Origin of the sequence: Streptomyces sp. NPDC005799 (genome assembly GCF_040630525.1) — a bacterium.
Classification (GTDB): domain Bacteria; phylum Actinomycetota; class Actinomycetes; order Streptomycetales; family Streptomycetaceae; genus Streptomyces; species Streptomyces griseorubiginosus_B.
The window spans coordinates 82782-101916 of record NZ_JBEXXQ010000025.1; the positions used below are offsets into that span (position 1 = coordinate 82782).

Here is a 19135-nt window from a genome sequence, read left to right on the forward strand (position 1 = left end):
GCTTCGAGGCGTTGCAACGCCTCGAAGCAGCGCCTCGAACGAGAGCCGCCAAGGCGGACGACATGGCCTACTCGGACGCACCCGGCGGCGGTGACCACGACCACCCACAGCTTGACGCCACCGTGCACCGCGGTGTGCCGGGCCTCGCCGGCCAGGTTGAGCGGCGCCACAGCTTGCCGTGGCATGGGACGAGTCAGCACGTGTGAGCGGGTCCGGGCGTGGAAACCCGAGGTGCCCCGACTCCAGGGAGGCGTCATGGACGCCCATGTCACTGCCCAGGGAAGCCCCATCGCCACGGTCAACCCGTACACCGGTGAAAGGGTTCGTGAGTTCCCGCCGCTGAGCGAGGAGGACGTAGGGCGCGCGATCGACGCGGCGCACCGTAACTTCCCAGACTGGCGTGCCCGTTCGACGGCCGACCGAGGGGCCCTCGTGCAACGCGCCGCCCGGCTGATGAGGGAGCGCAAGGAGGAACTGGCGCACCTCCTGACCCTTGAGGTCGGCAAGCTGATCAACTCGAGCCGTGCAGAGGTCGACCTCGCGTCCGACATCCTCACCTACTACGGCGAGCACGGCCCCGCGCTGCTGGAAGAACGACCCCTGCCGGTGCCCGAGGGCACGGCCGTGCTGGTGAACGAACCGCTCGGCGTCCTTCTCGGTGTGATGCCGTGGAACTTCCCGCTGTACCAGGTCGTCCGGTTCGCGGGTCCGAACCTCGTCCTCGGCAACACGATCCTGCTCAAGCACGCGAGTAGCTGCCCCCAGTCCGCACTGGCACTCGAGCAGCTGTTCACGGATGCGGGTGTGCCGGCCGGGGTCTATACCAATCTCTTCGTGCGGGGAAAGGACGTCGGGAAGATCATCGATGACTCCCGTGTGCAGGGAGCGTCACTGACCGGAAGCGAGCGGGCGGGCGTGAGCCTGGGCGAGATCGCCGGCCGCAATGTCAAGAAGTCCGTCCTCGAGCTGGGTGGCAGTGATCCCTTCGTCGTGCTGGACGATCACAACCTCGAGCGCACCGTATACGCCGCGTTCCTCGGCCGGATGGGCAACACCGGGCAGTGCTGCGTGGCGGCCAAGCGCTTCATCGCCCTTGCCGACGTCTACGACGCCTTCGTCACCGGGCTGCGTGACCGGATGAGCGAGGTGCAACCGGGAGATCCGGTCGACCCCGCCACCACGCTCGGCCCGCTGTCCTCCGAGGCCGCGGCCGAACTCCTGATGGAGCAGGTTCGGGACGCGGTGGACAAGGGAGCCACGGTGGTGCTGGGCGGCGGGCGGCCCGACCGGCCGGGCGCCTTCGTCGAGCCGACCCTTCTCACCGACGTCACTCCGGACATGCGGGCCTACCGGGAAGAGCTCTTCGGCCCCGTCGCCACGGTCTACCGGGTCGCCGACGAGGACGAGGCCGTGGCACTGGCCAACTCCTCCCCCTACGGCCTGGGAGGCGCCGTCTTCGCCGCCGACCCGGAACGTGCTCGCGGAGTCGCGGACCGGCTGGAGGCGGGCATGGTATGGATCAACCACCCGACCGCGTCCCGACCGGAGCTGCCCTTCGGCGGCATCATGCGCTCCGGCTACGGGCGCGAACTCGGCGACGTGGGCATCGTTGAATTCGCGAACCGTAAGCTCGTGCGCTACGTGGACGCCGACGCCCCGATCGAAGAAGTGCTGGGCTGACCGCGTTCGATCACCCAGCGGCAGCGGCCCCATCGCTCGCTGGACTCGATGCCTTTGCGTGCGAGCCGCCCTGACATGGGCGGTTTCGAGGACGACGCGGGTGACGTCGACGAGACCGGCGCCGACGTCCACCAAGGCACGTCCGCGTGTGGTGGCGTAGGCGGCAAACACGCCGATCCGGCAGTCCTCGGTGCGGCCGAGGGTGCCGGAGTACGGGCGCTGCACCCCGGCCGAGGTGGTGCCTTCTTGAGGTAGCCGGTGCCGGCGAGGATGAGGGTTCCGGCGAGGCGTCAGGATCCGCCCAGCACGATCTTCCACACTCGGGTCGCCACCTGGAGGTTCAGCCGGTCCTCGACGTTCGCGAGGTCGTTGCCGCTGATGTCGCGGATGCGCTGGAGCCGATAGCGCAGCGTGCTGCGGTGGATCGCGAGGGATTCTGCGGTCTCGTCGTAGTTGCCGCCGCAGTCGAAGTACCGGGACAGGGTCTCCACCATGGTCGCGTGGTGCCGGGAGTCGTAGTCGATGAGCTGCCCGAGCCACTCCTGGACGAACGTCTCCAGTTCCCGGTGACCGCTGCCGGGTCCCAGGATGCGGTAGAGGCCGAGCTCGTCGAAGAACGACGTGCCGTAGCGCTCGCGGGAGTGGCGGCGCACTTCCAGGGCGCGCTGCGCCTCCTGGTAGCGGTGGGGGATGTCGTTCACGGAGTTGCAAGGGGCGCTCACCCCGATCGTCCCGGACCGTGTTCCGGTCTCCCGGGCGAGCGCCTCGTACAACGCGCGGGCGTGCGGCCTGTCGCCGGCGATGAGGACGATGTGGTCGGAGCGGCGGGTCAGCAGCGAGCGCATGCCCACCGCGGAGGCCGCCCGACCCACGGTCTGCGCGAAGGAATCGTCCGCAGTCCGGTTCGACCACTGCACCACGACGATGTACTGGCTTCGGCGCAGGTCGTGTCCGACTGCCTCGGACCGGGCGTAGGCGCTCGCCTCGTCCGTCCCTGCCAGGAGGTCGTCGGCCAGCTCACGGAGCAGCCTCAGCTCCACTTCGGCCAGATCGCGCAGGTGCACCAGTTCCAGGGCGAGCGACGTGGCGGCGTGTCCGAGCGCGAACACGGTGTGCTCGTCGGTCTCGGCCCGGGTGTCGACCAGCGCCAGCACGCCCAGGATCTCGCCGTGCCGACGGACGAGGGTGGTCAGCCGGTCCTTTATCCGCACCGGCCCGGCCTCTTTGCCGATGGCGCGCAGCATTTCCTCCTGGCGGACGGGGTCCGGTTCGGGATAGGGATCTGGGCAGCCGGGGCCGATCCAGAACCTCAGCCGACCGAAGCGGTCCTCGACCAGCGCGGGAAGCCCAGTGAGCCTGTGCAGTGCGCGGGTGACAGCTTCCTCGCCACCACCCGAGGCAGCAACGTCGGCCATGAGGGCGTGAACGGCTCGCTCGTAGCCCAGCTCGGCCACCACGGAGATCAGCTGCCGCTGGAGGGCTGTGCATTCCTCCCTCAGCCGGCGCAGATCCAGCGCGTCCTCGCCCCTGCGGCGCTGTGCGAAGGCGACCGACAGTGCGGCAGCGGTGTGCCGGACGAGCGTGGCGAGCAGAGATCGCTCGGCCTTGGTGGGCCGGGAGCGGGACGTCACCACGAGGTAGCCGTGGAGTCCCTCGGGTCCGCGTAGCCCCAGGGCCCGCCCCCAGGGCCTGCCGGGTACGGTCACGTTGCCGTCCCGCCCGTCCAGCTCCCGCACCCTCCGGCCCACGGTCAAGGCATGCATCTGCCCGTTCCTCGGGCTGGGGACCAGATCGTCGCCCACCTTGAGGTATCCCGCCTCGGCGCTGTACGGCCCCGCCGCGGCTACGTGGTCCATGGCCAGGCGCAGGATCTGGCCTTCGTTCGGCGTGTCGAACAGGGCGTGGGAGAGCACGACCAGTTCATGGAGGGCATGGTCGGCCGGGGTGCGGGCGGGCAGGCGGAATCCTGTGCGCGCCGCGGCGGCGGTGTGCCGCCCCGCGCTGCCCCGCGAAAGGCTGCCCTTCCCGTCGACGTAGCGGTTGTACAGGCTGTGCACCCGACTGCCGACCATGGGATCACTCCGTCCCCCGAAGCCTCCAGGGGCCGAGCGGCATGTCGCCGCGGGCCTCGGGCCACAGGGGTACCCCCTCCCGGGCCGGCCTACCCGAGCTGTTTGAATCCGACGGGTCGTCCAGTGGCGCCAGGCGCTCCGCTGGAAGTGCCGCGCTGTGCCGTCGGTCGTCCCCGGCGCCGTCGTGGCCGGTCGCGCAGTTCCCCGCGCCCCTTCGGGGGCGCTACCGAACCGCTGCGGACTTCACCATGTAAGCCTAGGCGTCGTCGCCCCGCTCGCCCTCCGCCTGGGACGGCTCGGTCCGGGGGACGTCCGGGTGCTGTTCCGCCGCGGTACGCTCGCCCGTCTCGTCCCGTTCGCCCTCGGCCTGCGAGGGTGTGCGCGAGTACCAGGCGTCGTAATCAGGGGCTCCGGATTTCATGACGGGCCTCCTTCGTGACTCACGTCCATCCTCCCAGCTTGTCCCGGACCTCATCGAGGTGCCCCTTCTCCAGCATCGCCTCGGCATAATCGAAGGCGTAGCCGATCGACTGGTGTTCGAAGGGTGTACCGCTCGTCGGCGCGGCGATGTCCCTCGGCTTGCGGAACACCGTCTCGGCCTCGGTGCGCAGCGCCTTTGAAAGCGGGCGTGAGTCATGACCCGCACCCGGGCGAGGGCGGAGTGCGGCGTCAGCCGCCGGCCACGGCGCGCACCGCCTCCTCGACCGGGGTGGACCCGCTGATCAGCTCGAGGATGCGCCCGGCGGTCCTGGGCTCGTGGAGCAGGGCGGCGAGCACCGCAGCCACGTCGTCGCGCGGCACTTGGCCGCGGTCGGTGTGCTCGGCGAGCGTGACGCGGCCGCTGCCGGGGTCGTCGGTCAGCATCCCCGGGCGCAGAATCGTCCAGTCCAGTCCCGGACGGGAGGCGATGTCGGCGTCCGCCTCGCCCTTGGCCTTCAGGTAGGCGGCGAACACCGGGTCGGTGCCGGGCGGCGGCGGGCTGTCCACGCCCATCGCGGAGATCACCAGGAAGCGGCGCACCCCGGCGCGCTCGGCCGCGTCGGCGAGGAGGATGGCCGCGTTCCGGTCCACCGTCTGCTTGCGGGCCGCGCCGCTGCCCGGTCCGGCGCCCGCGGCGAACAGTGCCGCGTCGGCGCCGCCGAGGTGGCCGGCCACCTCGTCCACCGAGGCGTGCTCGAGATCGCACACCACTGGTTCCGCGCCGTCCGCGCGCAGGTCGGCGGCGTGGTCCGGGTTGCGGATCAGCCCTGTGACGTTGTCGCCGCGCGCCGAGAGCAGCCGGGTCAGCCGGCGCGCGATCTTTCCGTGTCCACCCGCGATCACCATGTGCATGGGGTCATTCTTCCCCCACGGGACCACTCACGCCGGGCTGCGCGACCGCGCGCCAGGTCGGGTCCCGCGGTTGCCGCGAAGTCGGCCCACTCGCGCACCGCGCCGGCGCACGAGACCGCCCGGCCACCGGATCGCACCGCAGTGCCCGGGGATTCGCGATCGCGATCCTTGTCGTCAGGACCGCGCGAGCCGGGCCGCGAGATACGGCGCCGTGGCGCTGCGGCGGGCCCTCGCCACCTTGGTCGGCGGACCCGCCGCGACCACCCGCCCGCCCGCGTCACCGCCGCCCGGACCGAGGTCGACGACCCAGTCGGCGGTGGCGATCGTGTCCAGGTCGTGCTCGACGAGGACGACCGTGTTGCCGGCGTCGACGAGCCGGTGCAACTGTCGCAGCAGCAGCGCGATGTCCGCGGGGTGCAGCCCCGCCGTCGGCTCGTCGAGCAGGTACAGCGCGTGCCCGCGGCGGGCTCGCTGCAGTTCGGTCGCCAGTTTGATGCGTTGCGCCTCACCGCCGCTGAGTTCCGTCGCGGGCTGCCCCAGCCGCAGGTAGCCCAGCCCCACCTCGCGCAACGTCTCCAGACTGCGGGAGGCGGCCGGGACGGCGGACAGGAACGCGGCGGCGGCGTCGACGGACAACGCCAGTACTTCCGCGATGTTCTTGCCGAGGTAGGTGACCTCCAGCGTTTCGGCGTTGTACCGGGCGCCTCGGCAGGTCGGGCAGGGCGCGTAGGTGCCGGGCAGGAACAGCAGTTCCACCGCGACGAATCCTTCACCCTGGCAGGTCTCGCACCGCCCTTCGGGGACGTTGAAGGAGAACCGCCCGGCCGAGTAGCCGCGCGCCCTGGCCTCGTCCGTCGCCGCGTACAGCTTGCGCACCGCGTCGAACATCCCGGTGTACGTGGCCAGGTTGGACCGGGGGGTGCGGCCGATGGGCCGCTGGTCGACGAGGACCAGCCGGTCGAACGACTCAACCCCCGACGCGTCCTGGACGTCGACCTCCAACTGCGCCTCGTCGGGCTCCTCGGGCACGAGTCCGAGGTGGCCGCGGACGACCTCGGCGAGCACCTGCGTCACCAGCGTCGACTTCCCGGAACCCGACACGCCCGTCACCGCCGTCAGCACGCACAGCGGTACGTCGACGGACACGTCGTGCAGATTGTGCCGGGAGACGCCGCGCAGGCGCAGCCGGCCCTGCGGAGCACGCGGGCGGTGCTCGAGCGGCTGGGCACGCCCGAACAGATACCGGCTCGTGGCCGACTCCGCGACCCGCTCAAGACCGGCGACCGGGCCGCTGTACAGCACGCGTCCGCCGCCCTCGCCCGCACCGGGGCCGATGTCGACCACCCAGTCCGCCCGCCGTACGACGTCCATGTCGTGCTCCACGACGAACAGCGAGTTGCCCGCCGCCTTGAGCCGGTCCAGCACCTCCAGCAGCGGTTCCGCGTCGGCCGGGTGCAGGCCCGCGGAGGGTTCGTCGAGGACGTAGACCACGCCGAACAGCCCCGAGCGCAGCTGGGTGGCGATCCGCAGGCGCTGCGCCTCGCCGGGCGAGAGGGTCGTCGAGCGGCGCCCGAGGCTGAGATATCCGAGGCCCAGGTCGAGCAGCACCTCGATCCGCGCGACCAGATCGCCGCAGATCCGGACCGCGACCTCGGTGGTCTCCCCGGACCGGGCGGTCGACGTGGTGGCGTCGGCCTCGGACCGCCTCGCGACGGGCCGCAGCAGTGCCACGACCTCGGTGAGCGGCATCGCGTTGATCTCGGCGATGGAACGTCCGGCGAAGGTCACGGCGAGCGCCTCGGGCCGCAGTCCGGTGCCGTGACAGGCGGGGCAGGGCACACTCCTGACGAACCGGAGCGCCCGTTCGCGCATCTTCTCGCTCTTGGAGTCGGCGAGGACGTGCATGACGTGCTTGCGGGCGCTCCAGAACTTGCCCTGGTAGCCGTAGTCGACGCGGTCCTCCTCCGGCTCGACGTACACGGAGGGCTGCTCGTCCGTGTACAGCAGCCAGTCCCGGTCCTTCTTCCTGAGCCTGCGCCACGGCCGGTCGATGTCGATCCCCAGGCCGTTCACGACACTGCGCAGGTTGGCGCCCTGCCAGGCACCCGGCCAGGCGGCGATCGCCCCCTCGCGGATGCTCAGCAAGGGGTCCGGGACGAGCAGGTCCTCGGCGACGTCGTGCACGACGCCCAGTCCGTGGCACTCCGGGCAGGCGCCGGCCGCGGTGTTGGGTGAGAACGACTCGGCCTCCAGCCGTGCGGCACCGGGCGGATAGGTGCCGGCGCGGGAGTACAGCATGCGCAGCAGATTGGACAGCGTGGTGATGGTGCCGACCGTCGAGCGCGAGCTGGGCGACCCGCGTCGCTGCTGCAGGGCCACGGCCGGTGGCAGTCCGGTGATCTCCTGCACGTGCGGTGCGCCGACCTGTTGCAACAGCCTTCGGGCGTACGGTGCCACGGACTCGAAGTAGCGCCGCTGGGCCTCCGCGTAGAGCGTGCCGAACGCGAGCGAGGACTTGCCCGAACCGGAGACGCCGGTGAAGGCGACCATCGCGCCCCGCGGAACGTCGACATCGATGTTCCGCAGGTTGTTCTCACCGGCGCCCCGCACATGCACGAAGGGGTCGGTCGCGTCCTTGTCCATCGTTGCTGAGTACCCGATCGCGCCGCGAACCGCGCGACACGCGGCGTTGGCGTTACCTCGGGGCATCCTGTGGGCACTCGCGGGGGCAGCCGACGAGAAGGAGCCATGCGGGTGTCGTCACAGGACGTTGTGGTCGTGGCTCTTCTGGCGGATCCGGATACGCCGACGGAGATCGCGCAGCGTATGGCCCGGATGCTTCCCGATCGGCTCGCCGACAGGTCGGGCCGGGGACGACGGTTCGACGTCGCGGTGGTCAGCGAGCCCTTCACCGCAGGGGTCGAGGACCCGCTCACCCTGATGCGACGGATCATGGACCGCGGAAGTGACGGGAACTGGGACATCGTCGTGGCTCTCACCGACCTTCCGCTGCACTCGCAGGGGCTCAAGCTCGTGGTGGATCTCAGTCACGAACACGGCTTGGCGCTGCTGTCCCTTCCCACGCTGGGGGGCTTCCGGCTGCAGACAAAGGCCCGGCAGGCCGTGGAAGAAGCTGTCCTCAGCCTGGCGCGCTCGCGGACCACGGGGGCTGAGGAGCCGCCGGGAAGTCAGCCGCTGCGGGGACCCTTCACCGGTCGTCTCGTGCCCATCCGTCCGGGCCGGGTCGCTGAGGAGGAGATCGCCGATCTGCGGTACGTCCTCAGTGGGCTGCGCGGTTACCTGAGGGTGCTCGGCGGTATGGTCCGCGCGAACCGGCCCTGGCGCCTGGTGCCTGGTTTGTCGAAGGCCCTGGCGGCCGCCCTCGCCACGGGGGCGGTCGCCACCGTGAACTCCACCGTCTGGAGCCTTGCCACCTCCCTGAGCACGCCACGCCTGGTGATCGCCATGGTCGGATCGGTCGCACTGATGATCGGATGGCTGATCGTGGACGCGAACCTGTGGCACCGAACGGATGAGGTGTCGCCGGAGGCGAGGAAGAGGGCGGCTCTCTACAACGCCTCGACGGTCCTGACCGTGGGGATGGGGGTCGTCGTCTGCTACGCGGGCTTGGTGGCCATCAACCTGGTCTGGGCGCTCTTCATCCTCAACGACCGGCTGTTCGCCTCCATGACACGAACCCCGCTGCACGCCACGCAGTACTGGACGCTGTCCTGGTTCGTCGCTTCGGTCGCCACCGTGGGCGGCGCGCTGGGATCGGGCCTGGAGAGCGACGAGGCGATCCGGGCGGCCGCCTACTCCAAGCGCGAACAGGAACGCCGCAGCCTGCTGCAGGACGACCCCGGTGACTAGCGGGTGGACCGATCGCCAGACGTGCCTTCGGTCGGTGGTCGTGCGGGACCGGAGATCCCGCTGATCGGTCGGTGCGTGGTTGTTTTGCCTCGCGACGGGGACCCGCCCGGAACGCCGCCGGAGCGCCTGAGCTCCGCCTGGCGGGGTCGGCGGCGAACGACCGTCCACCTGATCCAGGTGGAGCGGCCCGCAGAGGCGTGCGGAGCCACGACCCCCGTCGCAGAACTTCCGGGAGTCAGGCTCTTTGCGCCCTCTCCATGGAGGCCTCCTTGCCCGACGGCTGCCGCACCTCGACCAGGCCGACGCGACCCGGCAGGGCGTCTCGGCGGGGCGGACACCCGTGACGTGGCCGCGGGCCTTCCGGGAGGTCGTGCGATCCGGGCTCACGATCGAGGAGACCCGGCTGGAGCCCTTGCTCGCGCTGCGGGCGGCCGCCGGGGTGGCGATCGTCATCGGGCCGGCACTGTGGCTGGTCTCCCCCGCATACGCCGCGTCCGCCGCCCTCGGCGCCTACTCCGCGGGCGGGGCCACCTTCCAGCGCAGCTGGCGTCCGCGCAAAGTGGTCGCGCTCGGCGCGGGCGCGGGTCTGGCGCTCAGCACCTTCGTGGGCTACCTGGCGGCGGGGCGACTCGTGACGTTTCTGCCGCTGCTGGCCGTATGGGCCTTTGCCGCGGGAATGGCGTGGGCCGTCGGATCGACCGCCGGGATCGTCGCGGCGACGACCGTGGGCAGCATGCTGGTGACCGTCACCTTGCCCACGAGCGTCGGGCGCGCCCTGGAGCACGCCGGGGTCATCGCACTCGGGGGCGTGACGCAGGCCGTGCTGATCCTGCTGTTCCCGATCCGGCGTTGGGGAGCGCATCGTGACGCGCTCGCCGACGCCCTGGCCGCCGTCGCGGACTACGCCCGCCGGTTGCGGCACGACCCGACCGCCCCGTTCGACCCGGACCCGTTGATGACGGCCCGGGACGCGGCCGCCGTGACGCCGTCACAGGCCCGCACCCGTCCTCCCGTCCTGCACGGCCCCCGGGGCCTGGCCGAGCGCATTCGGCCGGTGGTCGCGGCGCTCGCCGACCCGGACGTGGGCGCCCCGGCGGAGGGACCTGGGCGGGACCGCGCGAGGGAGTTGCTCGACGCGGCCGCCGACGTGCTGGATGCGGCCGCCCGTTCGATCCGCCGCGGCACTCCCGCCGAGGTGCGGCCCGAGAGCATGGACGCCCTGCGCGTCGACGAGGAGCACGAGGTGCTGGAGGGCCCCGCGCGACAAGCCGCCGAGCGACTCGTGGAGCTGCTCGGCGAGGCGTTGGAAATCGCCGGGAGCGGCTGCGCGCGAGGGAGGACGCCCACGCCGCCCGGCCCCGCCGACGCCCGGTTCTTGGTGCGCCCGACAATGCTCCGGCTGGTCCCGGTCGTCGTCCGGGCGGTCCGCCGCGAGACCCGCCGGGACTCACCCGTGTTCCGGCACGCCGTCCGCCTGGCGGCGGTGGCCACGCTCGGCTATCTGATCGCCGCCCGGCTCCCCCTCGGCCACGGCTACTGGGCGCCCATCGCCTCGGTGATGGTGATGCGGCCGGACTTCCACCGGACGTACGCGCGTGCGGTGGCCCGTCTCGCCGGGACCCTGGCGGGGGTCGCGCTCGCCACCGGCGTGGTGCGGGCCCTGGGCCCGGACGCCCATGTGTCCGGCGCGCTGGCGGTGGTCTCGGCGGGCCTGTCGTACACGCTGAACCGTACCGGCTACGCCTACTCCCAGTGCTTCACCGCCGCGTACGTCGTCTTCCTGCTCGGCATGGGCGGCCAGGCATGGGAGCAGACGGTCCCGGAGCGGGTGGTGCTCACCCTGCTCGGCGGGGCCCTGGCGATGCTGGCGTACGTGGTGTTCCCCGCGTGGGAAACACCCCGGCTGCCGGGCCGGCTCGCGGACTGGCTCGCCGCCAACGGCCGCTACGCGGCCGCGGTGCTCCGCGACTACGCGGAACCGACCCGGGAGCATCACGCCGACCTGCGCCGGGCGCTGCTGGAGAGCAGGGAAGCACGTGCCGCCTGGCAGGAGGCATACGACCGGGCAAGGCAGGAACCGGTCCGTCCCAGGGGTCTGACGTCGCGCGAGGCCCAGGAGGCGCAGGAGGCGCTCAAGGGGTTCGGCCGGGCAGCGATGCTCATGGAGAGCCACGTCCCGCGAGCCGACAGCCGTGTCATCCCCGAGGCGGAGCGGTTCGCCGAGGCCCTGGAGGCGGACACCGCGAAGGCGGCGGTCGCCGTGCGCGAGCACAGGAATCCGCACTGGGGACGCGTGGAGGAGGCGCTCCACGCGTGGCAGGACGCCGCCGACCAGGGGAGCCAGGTCGTGCGGCGCGAGGCGGAACTGGAAAAACGGGCCTTGGAGGACCTCGCGACAGCCGTGAGCCGCACCCCCCTGGAACGGGACGTCGGCTCTGCTCGCGAGGAGCAGCGGGTGCGGGCGACCCTGGCCGCGGAAGGTAACGGGTCAGGGCCCGCGCACCGGGGTGGGTGACGGCGCTCTCGAGCCACGCATCATGCCCTCCGAGCAGGGCGATGGGCGGCGCAGGGCTCTGACCTGTGGAGAAACTCCCGATCTGTCTGCTCCCTGCCTGCTCAGCGCAGGTCAAGGGCGGTCCTCGGGGAGTACAACGCGTCACGCGTCCGGTCAGGCGCCGCTCATGTTCGCTGGAGCACACGGTGACATCAGGCCACGCGAGGCCGGTCACCACCGGAAGAAACAAGGCTCAAATGTTCAACACAAATTACACACATCCTCTAATCACACCGGTTCCCATGGTCTAGATTGACCTTGCTTCGGCGGTTCGGACACAAAGGCGCCCGTTGGTGGGTCCATTGGTCCGGGCTGCGGAAAGCCGTCAACGCGTCCTCGGCGCCAGACGTAGCGGTGATCGATTCTCGGAACCCGGGGGGCTTGGGTTCCGAGAGCGGCCGAGGTGTCAGGGGGTTCCAGCGCGCTTCGAGAGACCGGCAGAGCAAGCGACTGCGCTGCCGCGAAGCTGAGTTGCTCGAGTAGCGCTGAATCAGCCGGATGTCGTGCGGACAGGGGGCGGGGGCCTCCTAGGGGAGGAACAGCACGGGGGGTGGGGGCCTCCCGGGGGGAGGAACAGTGTTGGGCGAACACGTCGAACCATTGCGGAACCTGGGGGGTTCTGTGCGTCAAGGGGGAGTAGTCAACTCGTTTCCGCCGGCACGCCAGCAGGTGCCGAACGGGAGCATGGGACAGCCCGCCGTCGCCTGGGAGCAGCGGTACCGCCGTGCCGTGATCAGCAGCGACACCGCGGCCACGTTCGTCGTGGTGACGGCGATAGGCCAATTCTTCGGGGCCCGGGACGCGGCCAACTGGCACGAGAAGTGGGGGATTCTCGCGTTCGGCACCGAGCTGCTGGTGCTCGGTGCGCTCGCGGTGGGCCGCGCCTGGGCTCCGGCCGTGCTCGGCCAGGGCGCCGAGGAGTTCCGCCGGCTCGGCCGGTCGCTGTTCGCGGCGACCGTCGTCCTGGCGCTCGGCGGGATCGCCCTGACCTCGCGCAACATCAAGCTCTGGATCTTCGTCGCGATCCCCGCGATCGCGGTGGTCACCATGATCGCGCGCTATCTGCTGCGCCTCTGGCTGCACAAACAGCGCAAGGAAGGCCGGTGCCTGAGACCGGTGCTCGCAGCCGGGAGCCCAGCCACCGTGCACGACCTGATCACCCGCACCCGCAAGTTCCCGCATCTTGGTTGGCGGGTGGACGGGGTGTGCACGACGGACGGTTCCGAGATCGGCGGCGATCACCTGGACGGAGTGCCGATCGTCGGCCGGCTGTCGGACGTGGCGCAGCGCGTCCGCCGCGACGGCTACCGCGTCGTCGCGGTCACGCCCGACGCCCACTGGTCACCGGACCGGCTGCAACGGCTGGCCTGGAACCTCGAGGGCAGCGACGCCGAGATGGTCGTCGCCCCGGTGCTGATGGAGGTGGCCGGCCCGCGGCTGCACGTCGACGCGGTGCTCGGCATCCCCCTGTTGCGGGTCAGCATGCCGACCTTCACCGGGGGCCGCCGGGCGGTCAAAGCAGTCGTGGACAGGGTTGGCGCAACGATCCTTCTGCTGCTGTTCGCCCCGCTGATGGCCCTGGTGGCACTGCTCGTGGTGCTGGACAGCCGGGGTGGGGCGTTCTACCGCCAGCGCAGGGTCGGCAAGGACGGCCGCGAGTTCACCATCCTCAAGTTCCGCACGATGGTCACCGGGGCCCACGCGGCACGTGCCGAACTGGCCGAGCTCAACGAGGGCGCGGGGCTGCTGTTCAAGGTCCGCCGGGATCCGCGGGTCACCCGGGTGGGATCGGTGCTGCGCCGGTACTCGATCGACGAACTCCCGCAGCTGTTCAACGTACTCACCGGATCGATGTCGCTCGTCGGTCCCAGGCCGCCCCTGCCGGAGGAGTCCGCCGCCTACGGCCCGGACATCCGGCGACGGCTGCTGGTCAAGCCCGGACTCACCGGCCTGTGGCAGATCAGCGGACGCAGCGATCTGCCGTGGGAGGAGGCGGTCCGCCTCGACCTGCGGTACGTGGAGGACTGGTCGCTCGCCCTGGACACAGTGATCTTGTGGAAGACGCTGCGTGCGGTGCTGCACGGGCAGGGGGCCTACTGATGCGCGGGGAGAGTCGTCCGGCCGGTGTGCCGAACGCAGGCCACAAGGGCCTGCCTGGGGGGAGGAACGGGTCATGAAGGTCAGCGTTTTCGGGCTCGGCTACGTGGGCTGCGTGTCGGCCGCGTGCCTGGCCAGCATGGGGCACGAGGTCGTCGGGGTGGACGTGAGCCAGGTGAAGGTGGACCTGGTCAACGACGGCAAGGCCCCGGTGGTCGAGGAGCGGATCGGCGAACTGACCGCCGAGGTCGTACGGACCGGCGCGCTGCGCGCCACCACGGACGTCCGCGAGGCGATCATGGACAGCGAGATATCGCTGGTCTGTGTGGGTACGCCGTCGGAGCCCAACGGCAGCCTGTGCACCACGTACTTGGAGCGGGTCACCGAGCAGATCGGTGCGGCGCTGGCCGAGCGGGGCGGGCGGCACACCGTCGTCTTCCGCAGCACCATGCTCCCGGGCACCTGCCTCAACCTGCTGGTGCCGATCCTGGAGAAGTACGTCGGCGGCACGGCCGGGGTGGACGTCGGGGTCGCGGTCAACCCCGAGTTCCTGCGCGAGGGCACGAGCGTGCGGGACTTCTTCGACCCGCCCAAGACCGTCATCGGCGAGCTCGACACGGCGAGCGGTGACGCCGTGCTGGCGCTGTACGAGGGCCTGCCCGGCGAGGTGTTCCGGGTGCCGGTCCCGACGGCCGAGGCGATCAAGTACGCGGACAACGCCTTCCACGGCCTCAAGATCGGCTTCGCGAACGAACTGGGCGCGGTGTGCCAGGCGCTCGGGGTCGACTCGCACCAGGTGATGGACGTGTTCCTGGCCGACCGCAAGCTGAACATCAGCCCCGCCTACCTGCGCCCCGGCTTCGCCTTCGGCGGCTCCTGCCTGCCCAAGGATCTGCGCAGCCTGGTGTACGCGGCGCAGCGGGCCGACGTGTCGGTGCCGATCCTCTCCCATGTGCTGCCCTCCAACTCCGATCATCTGCAGCGCGCGGTCGACATGGTCGAGCGCACCGGCAAGCGCCGGGTGGGCCTGTTCGGGCTGTCCTTCAAGCCCGGCACCGACGACCTCCGTGAGAGCCCGCTCGTCGAGCTGGCCGAGAGGCTCCACGGCAAGGGCTACGACCTGCGGATCCACGACGCCAACGTGAGCCTGTCCCGGCTGATCGGCGCCAACCGCGAGTACATCGAGACCCGGCTGCCGCACCTCGCGCAGCTGCTCGCCGACTCCGTCGACGACGTCCTCGAACACGCCGAGGTGTGCCTCGTCGGGACCAAGGACCCGGCCGTGCTGTCGGCACTCCCCCACGGCGACGGCCCGCTGATCGTCGACCTCGTCCGCCTTCCCGACGCCGACGTGCGCCGGACCGAACCGGGATACATGGGCCTTGCTTGGTAACGCAGTCGGCGGTGACGGGCCGAGCCCGCGCGCGCTGATCCTGGTGGAGAACCTGTCGGTGCCGTTCGACCGGCGGGTGTGGCAGGAGTGCACGACGCTGCGCGACGCCGGCTGGGAGGTGCACGTCATCTGCCCGCAGGGCAGCAAACGCGACACCGAGGCCGAGGCCGAGATCGACGGGGTGCGGATCCACCGCTACCCGTTGCGCGCGGCCACCGGAGGACCGGCCGGCTATCTGCGGGAGTACGGATCGGCGCTGTGGCACACGGCCCGGCTCGCCCGCAAGGTGGGCCCGGTCGACGTCGTCCACGCCTGCAACCCGCCCGACCTGCTCTTCCTGCCCGCGCTGTGGCTGAAGCGGCGCGGTGCGCGGTTCGTCTTCGACCAGCACGACCTGGTGCCCGAGCTGTACCTCTCCCGGTTCGACCGCGGCGAGGACCTGCTCTACCGCGCGGTGTGCGCGCTGGAGCGGCGGACCTACCGGACCGCGGACATCGTGCTGGCCACCAACGAGAGCTACCGGGACGTCGCGATGCGCCGTGGCGGCAAGCGCCCGGAGGACGTCTTCGTGGTGCGCAGCGCGCCCCAGATCGAGCGGTTCCAACCGGTCGCGCCCGAGCCGGAGTTGAAGCGCGGCAAGCCCCATCTGCTGTGCTACCTCGGCGTGATGGGCCCGCAGGACGGAGTCGACTACGCCCTGCGCGCCCTCGCGAAGCTGCGCGACGAGTTCGGGCGGACCGACTGGCACGCGGTGTTCGTCGGCTCCGGCGACGCCTTCGACGCGATGGTGGAGCTGTCCCGGGAGCTCGGCCTGACCGAGCAGGTGCAGTTCACCGGACGCATTCCGGACGCCGACCTGGTGCGCTACCTGTCCACCGCGGACGTGTGCCTCTCCCCCGATCCGCGCAATCCGCTCAACGACGTGTCGACCATGAACAAGGTCCTGGAGTACATGGCGATGGGCCGGGCGATCGTCTCCTTCGACCTGAAGGAGGCGCGCGTGTCCGCCGGTGACGCCGCCGTCTACGCGCCCGCCAACGACGAGGCCCAGTTCGCCAAGCTGATCACGGTGTTGCTGGACGACCCGGAGAAGCGGGCCCGGATGGGCGGCATCGGCCAGGAGCGGATCAGCGGTCCGCTGTCGTGGCGCAACTCGCAAGCTTCGCTTCTCGCCGCCTACGCCGCCGCGAGCCGCGATCGAACCCCCCAGTCGGCGGGCGACCCGGTCCGCACAAGGAAGAGGCAGCGGCGTTGAACGAAGACACGATCCGCCTAGTCACGATCTGGCGGATACTCCGCCGGCGTTGGCGGCTTCTCGCCGCCTTCGCCGTGGTGGGCGCACTCATCGGCTACGGCACCTCCCTGGTGGTGTTCCCGCCGCGGTACACGGCGTCGGCACCGGTCCTGCTGCCGGGGCAGTGGGAGGAGCGCGAGCTGCTGACCCAGGTGGACATCGCCACCAGTTCTGCGGTGCTCGACCGCACCGCCGCCGCTCTGCACTGGTCCGGTGTCAGCGGCAGGACGCTGCAGGACCGGGTGACCGCCAAGGCGGCCGACGGGAACATCATCAAGATCTCCGGCACGTCCGACACCCCGGAGCGCGCGCAGCGTCTCTCCGACCAGGTGGCCCGGCAGTTCGTCGCCTTCGCCGACGGGGTCGCGGGCGGCAGCACCGATTCGACGACGGCCTCGGGGACCGCTGCCCTGCGCAAGCAGGTCGCGGAGACCAACCGCCGCATCACCGAACTGGCCAAGGCGGCCGACCCGGGACAGACGGTGGAGAGCGTGCAGGCCCGCACCGAGCTCGAGCAGCTGCGCACCTCCCTGGAGGAGGCCATGCAGAAGCTCGACCAGGCCAACCCGTCGAACAACAAGGCGGGCATGGTCGTCATGGGCGCGGCCCCCCTCCCGACCGGTGAGGCGCCGCCCACGCGGGTGCAGCTCATCGCCGGTGGGGCGCTGCTGTTCTTCCTGATCGCCCTCATCGGTCATCTCGTCGCGGTACGGATGAACCGCCGGCTGCGCACCGAACCGGAGATCGCCGCGGCGCTGGGCTCGACGCTCCTCGGCACCGTCGACGTGCCCACGGAACAGCCGGCGCACCGGCCGGAGGGCGGGGGCGCACGCGCCCGCGTCCGCCGCGTCCTCGGCATGGACGCGCGGTGGGACATGCCCGCCCCGCAGAAGTCCGGCGACCAGGCCGCCGGCCGGCTCCGCTACCGGCGGGTGGGCGCCCGTCTGAAGGAGCGTCTGCCGGGAGCCCAGAAGGTGCTGGTCCTCGTGCCGGACGGCGACGAGACCGCCCGCCGGGCCGCGGGGCAGCTCGCCGCCGAGGCCAAGAACGGTCTGCAACTGCGCGTGGTGGAGGTATCGGTGGACCGGCCGACCGTGCCGGACCGCGATGCCGAGTCCGGTGCCCTGGTCGTCCTCAGCGCCGGCAGCTGGACCGCGGAGGAACTCGCCGGCATCGCAGAAGCGTGCGCGGACGCCCGGCACGAGGTCGTGGGCATCGTCGTCGCCGGCCTGGTCCTGGCCCGTCCCACGCGCTCGGGGAGCCAGCTCCCGGACGACGCCACCCTGACGCTCGCGGTGCCCGGCCACGGAACGGGAGGTTCAGCGTGACGACGAACACGCCGTCGGAGTCGACGGCCGCCGCCCCGCTCCTCGATCTGCAGTCCCTGGTGGTGGCGGTGCGCAGGCGCCGGCGCCTGTGGAGCGCCATGGCCCTGCTCGGCCTGGTGCTCGGGGCCGCGGTGGCCGTCCTGATGCCGCCGCCCCCGAGCGCGGTGACCAAGGTGCTGGTCGCGCACGAGGAGGACCAGCCGAACGACCCCGGAACCCTGATCCGTACCGACGTGGCGCTGCTGCAGACCACACGGATCGCCGATGCCGCCCTGAAGGCCCTGAAGTCCCCGGAGACTCCGGAGGCCTTCATGAAGGACTACAGCGGCGCCGGTCTGACCAACAACCTGCTGCAGATCACCGTGACGGGTGCCGACGACACGGACGCCAAGGCCCGCGCCAAGGCGCTGGCCGACGCGTTCGTCGCGGACCATGTGCGGCGGATCCAGGCGACCTCGAACGCCGAGGCCAAGGCCCTGCTCAGCCAGCGGGACCGGCTGCGGGACGAACTCGCCCAGGTCAACAAGGCGATCGGGGACGGATCCACGACGACCGGCACCAAGTCGGCGGACCTGGAGTCGCTCTTCGCCCGCCGCGCCGACCTCACCTCGAAGATCACCGATTTCGGCGAGCGGGCCGCGGAGGCGAGCGTCGGCACGCCGCAGCTCATCGCCGGCACACAGATCGTGGACGCCCCGCACGCCGTGCGGCGCTCTCTGCCCAAGGCCGCCGCCACCGACGCCGCGATCGGGCTCGTCCTCGGTCTCGTCCTCGGGCTCGCGGTGTCCGCGGTCGGCGTGGTGGTGGCGGACCGCCCCGTGCTGCGTCGGGACATCGCGGCGAACCTCGGCGCCTCCGTCATCGCGGAGCTGCCGGCCCGGTCGCCCAGGCTGTGGCGCCGCCGACGGAACCGGGCGGCACGCGAACGCCTCACCGGGACCCTGGCGCGCACCGTGCGCGGCTCCGAGGAAGGGGTGTCGCTGCTGGAACTGGGCAGTGCGCGCTCCACGGTCGGGCTCGCCCTCGACCTCGCCAGGTCACTGGCGGCGGACGGGCCGGTCGTCCTCATCGACGGTCTGCCCGGCTCCCAGCTCTCCGGCCGCCGGCAGAAGCCAGGAGACCCGACCGTCGTCACCGGCGAGCGTGCCGGGACCCGGCCGCCCGAGGAGCGCGCGCTCGGCGTCGGCTCGGTGGCGCCCGGCACGGCGTGGACCGACCTGCAGTACCTCGGCACGCAGACCGTGCTGGTCGTGCGGGCCGGGCACGGAAACGCCGCCTGGCTGCACACCGTGGCGCGGCAGCTCGCCGACCAGCGCATCGCGGTGATCGGCGTGGTGCTGATCGACCCCGATCCGCGCGACCGGACCGACGGCACGCTCTGGGACGGACTGCACACCGCCCTGCGCGGTCAGAACGACCGGTCCGCCCGGCAGAACGGGATCGGCCGGCACCGGCCGGACCGCCAGCCGATGTGGGCCGCACGGGTCCCGGACAGCGAGCAGGAGGCGCGGTAGG

The 19135-nt window shown here is 71.5% G+C and carries 13 protein-coding genes and 1 pseudogene; 8 read left to right on the top strand and 6 right to left on the bottom strand.

The window, feature by feature from the left end:
- Positions 1–255 precede the first annotated feature (255 nt).
- Positions 256–1680, top strand: coding sequence for an NAD-dependent succinate-semialdehyde dehydrogenase (locus tag ABZ453_RS24595; protein WP_359017711.1), 1425 nt, complete (start codon positions 256–258; stop codon positions 1678–1680).
- A gap of 126 nt (positions 1681–1806) precedes the next feature.
- On the opposite strand, the pseudogene ABZ453_RS24600 reads toward ABZ453_RS24595, so the two are convergent.
- From ABZ453_RS24600 to uvrA, 6 genes and pseudogenes are all read right to left on the bottom strand, one after another.
- A pseudogene (locus ABZ453_RS24600) lies at positions 1807–1961 on the bottom strand (transposase); the annotation flags it as partial.
- Positions 1962–1970: 9 nt separating this feature from the next.
- Entirely contained in the window at positions 1971–3752 is a 1782-nt protein-coding gene (locus tag ABZ453_RS24605; RefSeq protein WP_359017712.1) for a helix-turn-helix domain-containing protein, read from the bottom strand.
- Positions 3753–4008: 256 nt separating this feature from the next.
- On the bottom strand, positions 4009–4173 hold the full coding sequence (locus tag ABZ453_RS24610) for a hypothetical protein (RefSeq protein ID WP_359017714.1): 165 nt from the start codon (positions 4171–4173) through the stop codon (positions 4009–4011).
- 19 nt (positions 4174–4192) lie between these two features.
- Entirely contained in the window at positions 4193–4342 is a 150-nt protein-coding gene (locus ABZ453_RS24615) for a hypothetical protein (protein ID WP_359017716.1), read from the bottom strand.
- Positions 4343–4421: 79 nt separating this feature from the next.
- Positions 4422–5084: an SDR family oxidoreductase gene (locus ABZ453_RS24620; protein WP_359017718.1), complete on the bottom strand. Its 663-nt coding sequence runs from the start codon at positions 5082–5084 to the stop codon at positions 4422–4424.
- Positions 5085–5258: 174 nt separating this feature from the next.
- Positions 5259–7727: an excinuclease ABC subunit UvrA gene (gene uvrA / locus ABZ453_RS24625; protein ID WP_359017720.1), complete on the bottom strand. Its 2469-nt coding sequence runs from the start codon at positions 7725–7727 to the stop codon at positions 5259–5261.
- A gap of 105 nt (positions 7728–7832) precedes the next feature.
- Between uvrA and ABZ453_RS24630 the strand changes: the two genes are divergently transcribed.
- From ABZ453_RS24630 to ABZ453_RS24660, 7 genes are all read left to right on the top strand, one after another.
- Positions 7833–8954, top strand: a complete 1122-nt coding sequence (locus tag ABZ453_RS24630) for a hypothetical protein (RefSeq protein ID WP_359017722.1) — start codon at positions 7833–7835, stop codon at positions 8952–8954.
- Positions 8955–9294: 340 nt separating this feature from the next.
- On the top strand, positions 9295–11469 hold the full coding sequence (locus ABZ453_RS24635) for an FUSC family protein (protein ID WP_359017792.1): 2175 nt from the start codon (positions 9295–9297) through the stop codon (positions 11467–11469).
- A 660-nt stretch (positions 11470–12129) separates the two neighbouring features.
- A complete protein-coding gene (locus ABZ453_RS24640; protein ID WP_359017724.1) occupies positions 12130–13608 on the top strand; it encodes a sugar transferase in 1479 nt (492 codons plus the stop codon).
- A gap of 73 nt (positions 13609–13681) precedes the next feature.
- Positions 13682–14998: a nucleotide sugar dehydrogenase gene (locus tag ABZ453_RS24645; RefSeq protein WP_356765057.1), complete on the top strand. Its 1317-nt coding sequence runs from the start codon at positions 13682–13684 to the stop codon at positions 14996–14998.
- On the top strand, positions 14988–16253 hold the full coding sequence (locus ABZ453_RS24650) for a glycosyltransferase family 4 protein (RefSeq protein ID WP_359017726.1): 1266 nt from the start codon (positions 14988–14990) through the stop codon (positions 16251–16253). The genes ABZ453_RS24645 and ABZ453_RS24650 overlap by 11 nt, the downstream gene beginning before the upstream one ends.
- The gene (locus ABZ453_RS24655; RefSeq protein WP_359017728.1) at positions 16250–17620 is read left to right on the top strand and encodes a Wzz/FepE/Etk N-terminal domain-containing protein; all 1371 of its coding nucleotides are present in this window, start codon (positions 16250–16252) and stop codon (positions 17618–17620) included. The genes ABZ453_RS24650 and ABZ453_RS24655 overlap by 4 nt, the downstream gene beginning before the upstream one ends.
- On the top strand, positions 17617–19134 hold the full coding sequence (locus ABZ453_RS24660) for a Wzz/FepE/Etk N-terminal domain-containing protein (RefSeq protein WP_359017730.1): 1518 nt from the start codon (positions 17617–17619) through the stop codon (positions 19132–19134). Before ABZ453_RS24655 ends, ABZ453_RS24660 begins: the two co-directional genes overlap by 4 nt.
- Position 19135: the final 1 nt, after the last annotated feature.

Bases quoted from the DNA above. Each gene is read 5' to 3' on its own strand.
- ABZ453_RS24610 (WP_359017714.1), bottom strand. From the start codon at position 4,173: ATGAAATCCGGAGCCCCTGATTACGACGCCTGGTACTCGCGCACACCC.
- ABZ453_RS24630 (WP_359017722.1), top strand. From the start codon at position 7,833: ATGCGGGTGTCGTCACAGGACGTTGTGGTCGTGGCTCTTCTGGCGGAT.
- ABZ453_RS24605 (WP_359017712.1), bottom strand. From the start codon at position 3,752: ATGGTCGGCAGTCGGGTGCACAGCCTGTACAACCGCTACGTCGACGGG.
- uvrA (WP_359017720.1), bottom strand. From the start codon at position 7,727: ATGGACAAGGACGCGACCGACCCCTTCGTGCATGTGCGGGGCGCCGGT.
- ABZ453_RS24595 (WP_359017711.1), top strand. From the start codon at position 256: ATGGACGCCCATGTCACTGCCCAGGGAAGCCCCATCGCCACGGTCAAC.
- ABZ453_RS24620 (WP_359017718.1), bottom strand. From the start codon at position 5,084: ATGCACATGGTGATCGCGGGTGGACACGGAAAGATCGCGCGCCGGCTG.
- ABZ453_RS24645 (WP_356765057.1), top strand. From the start codon at position 13,682: ATGAAGGTCAGCGTTTTCGGGCTCGGCTACGTGGGCTGCGTGTCGGCC.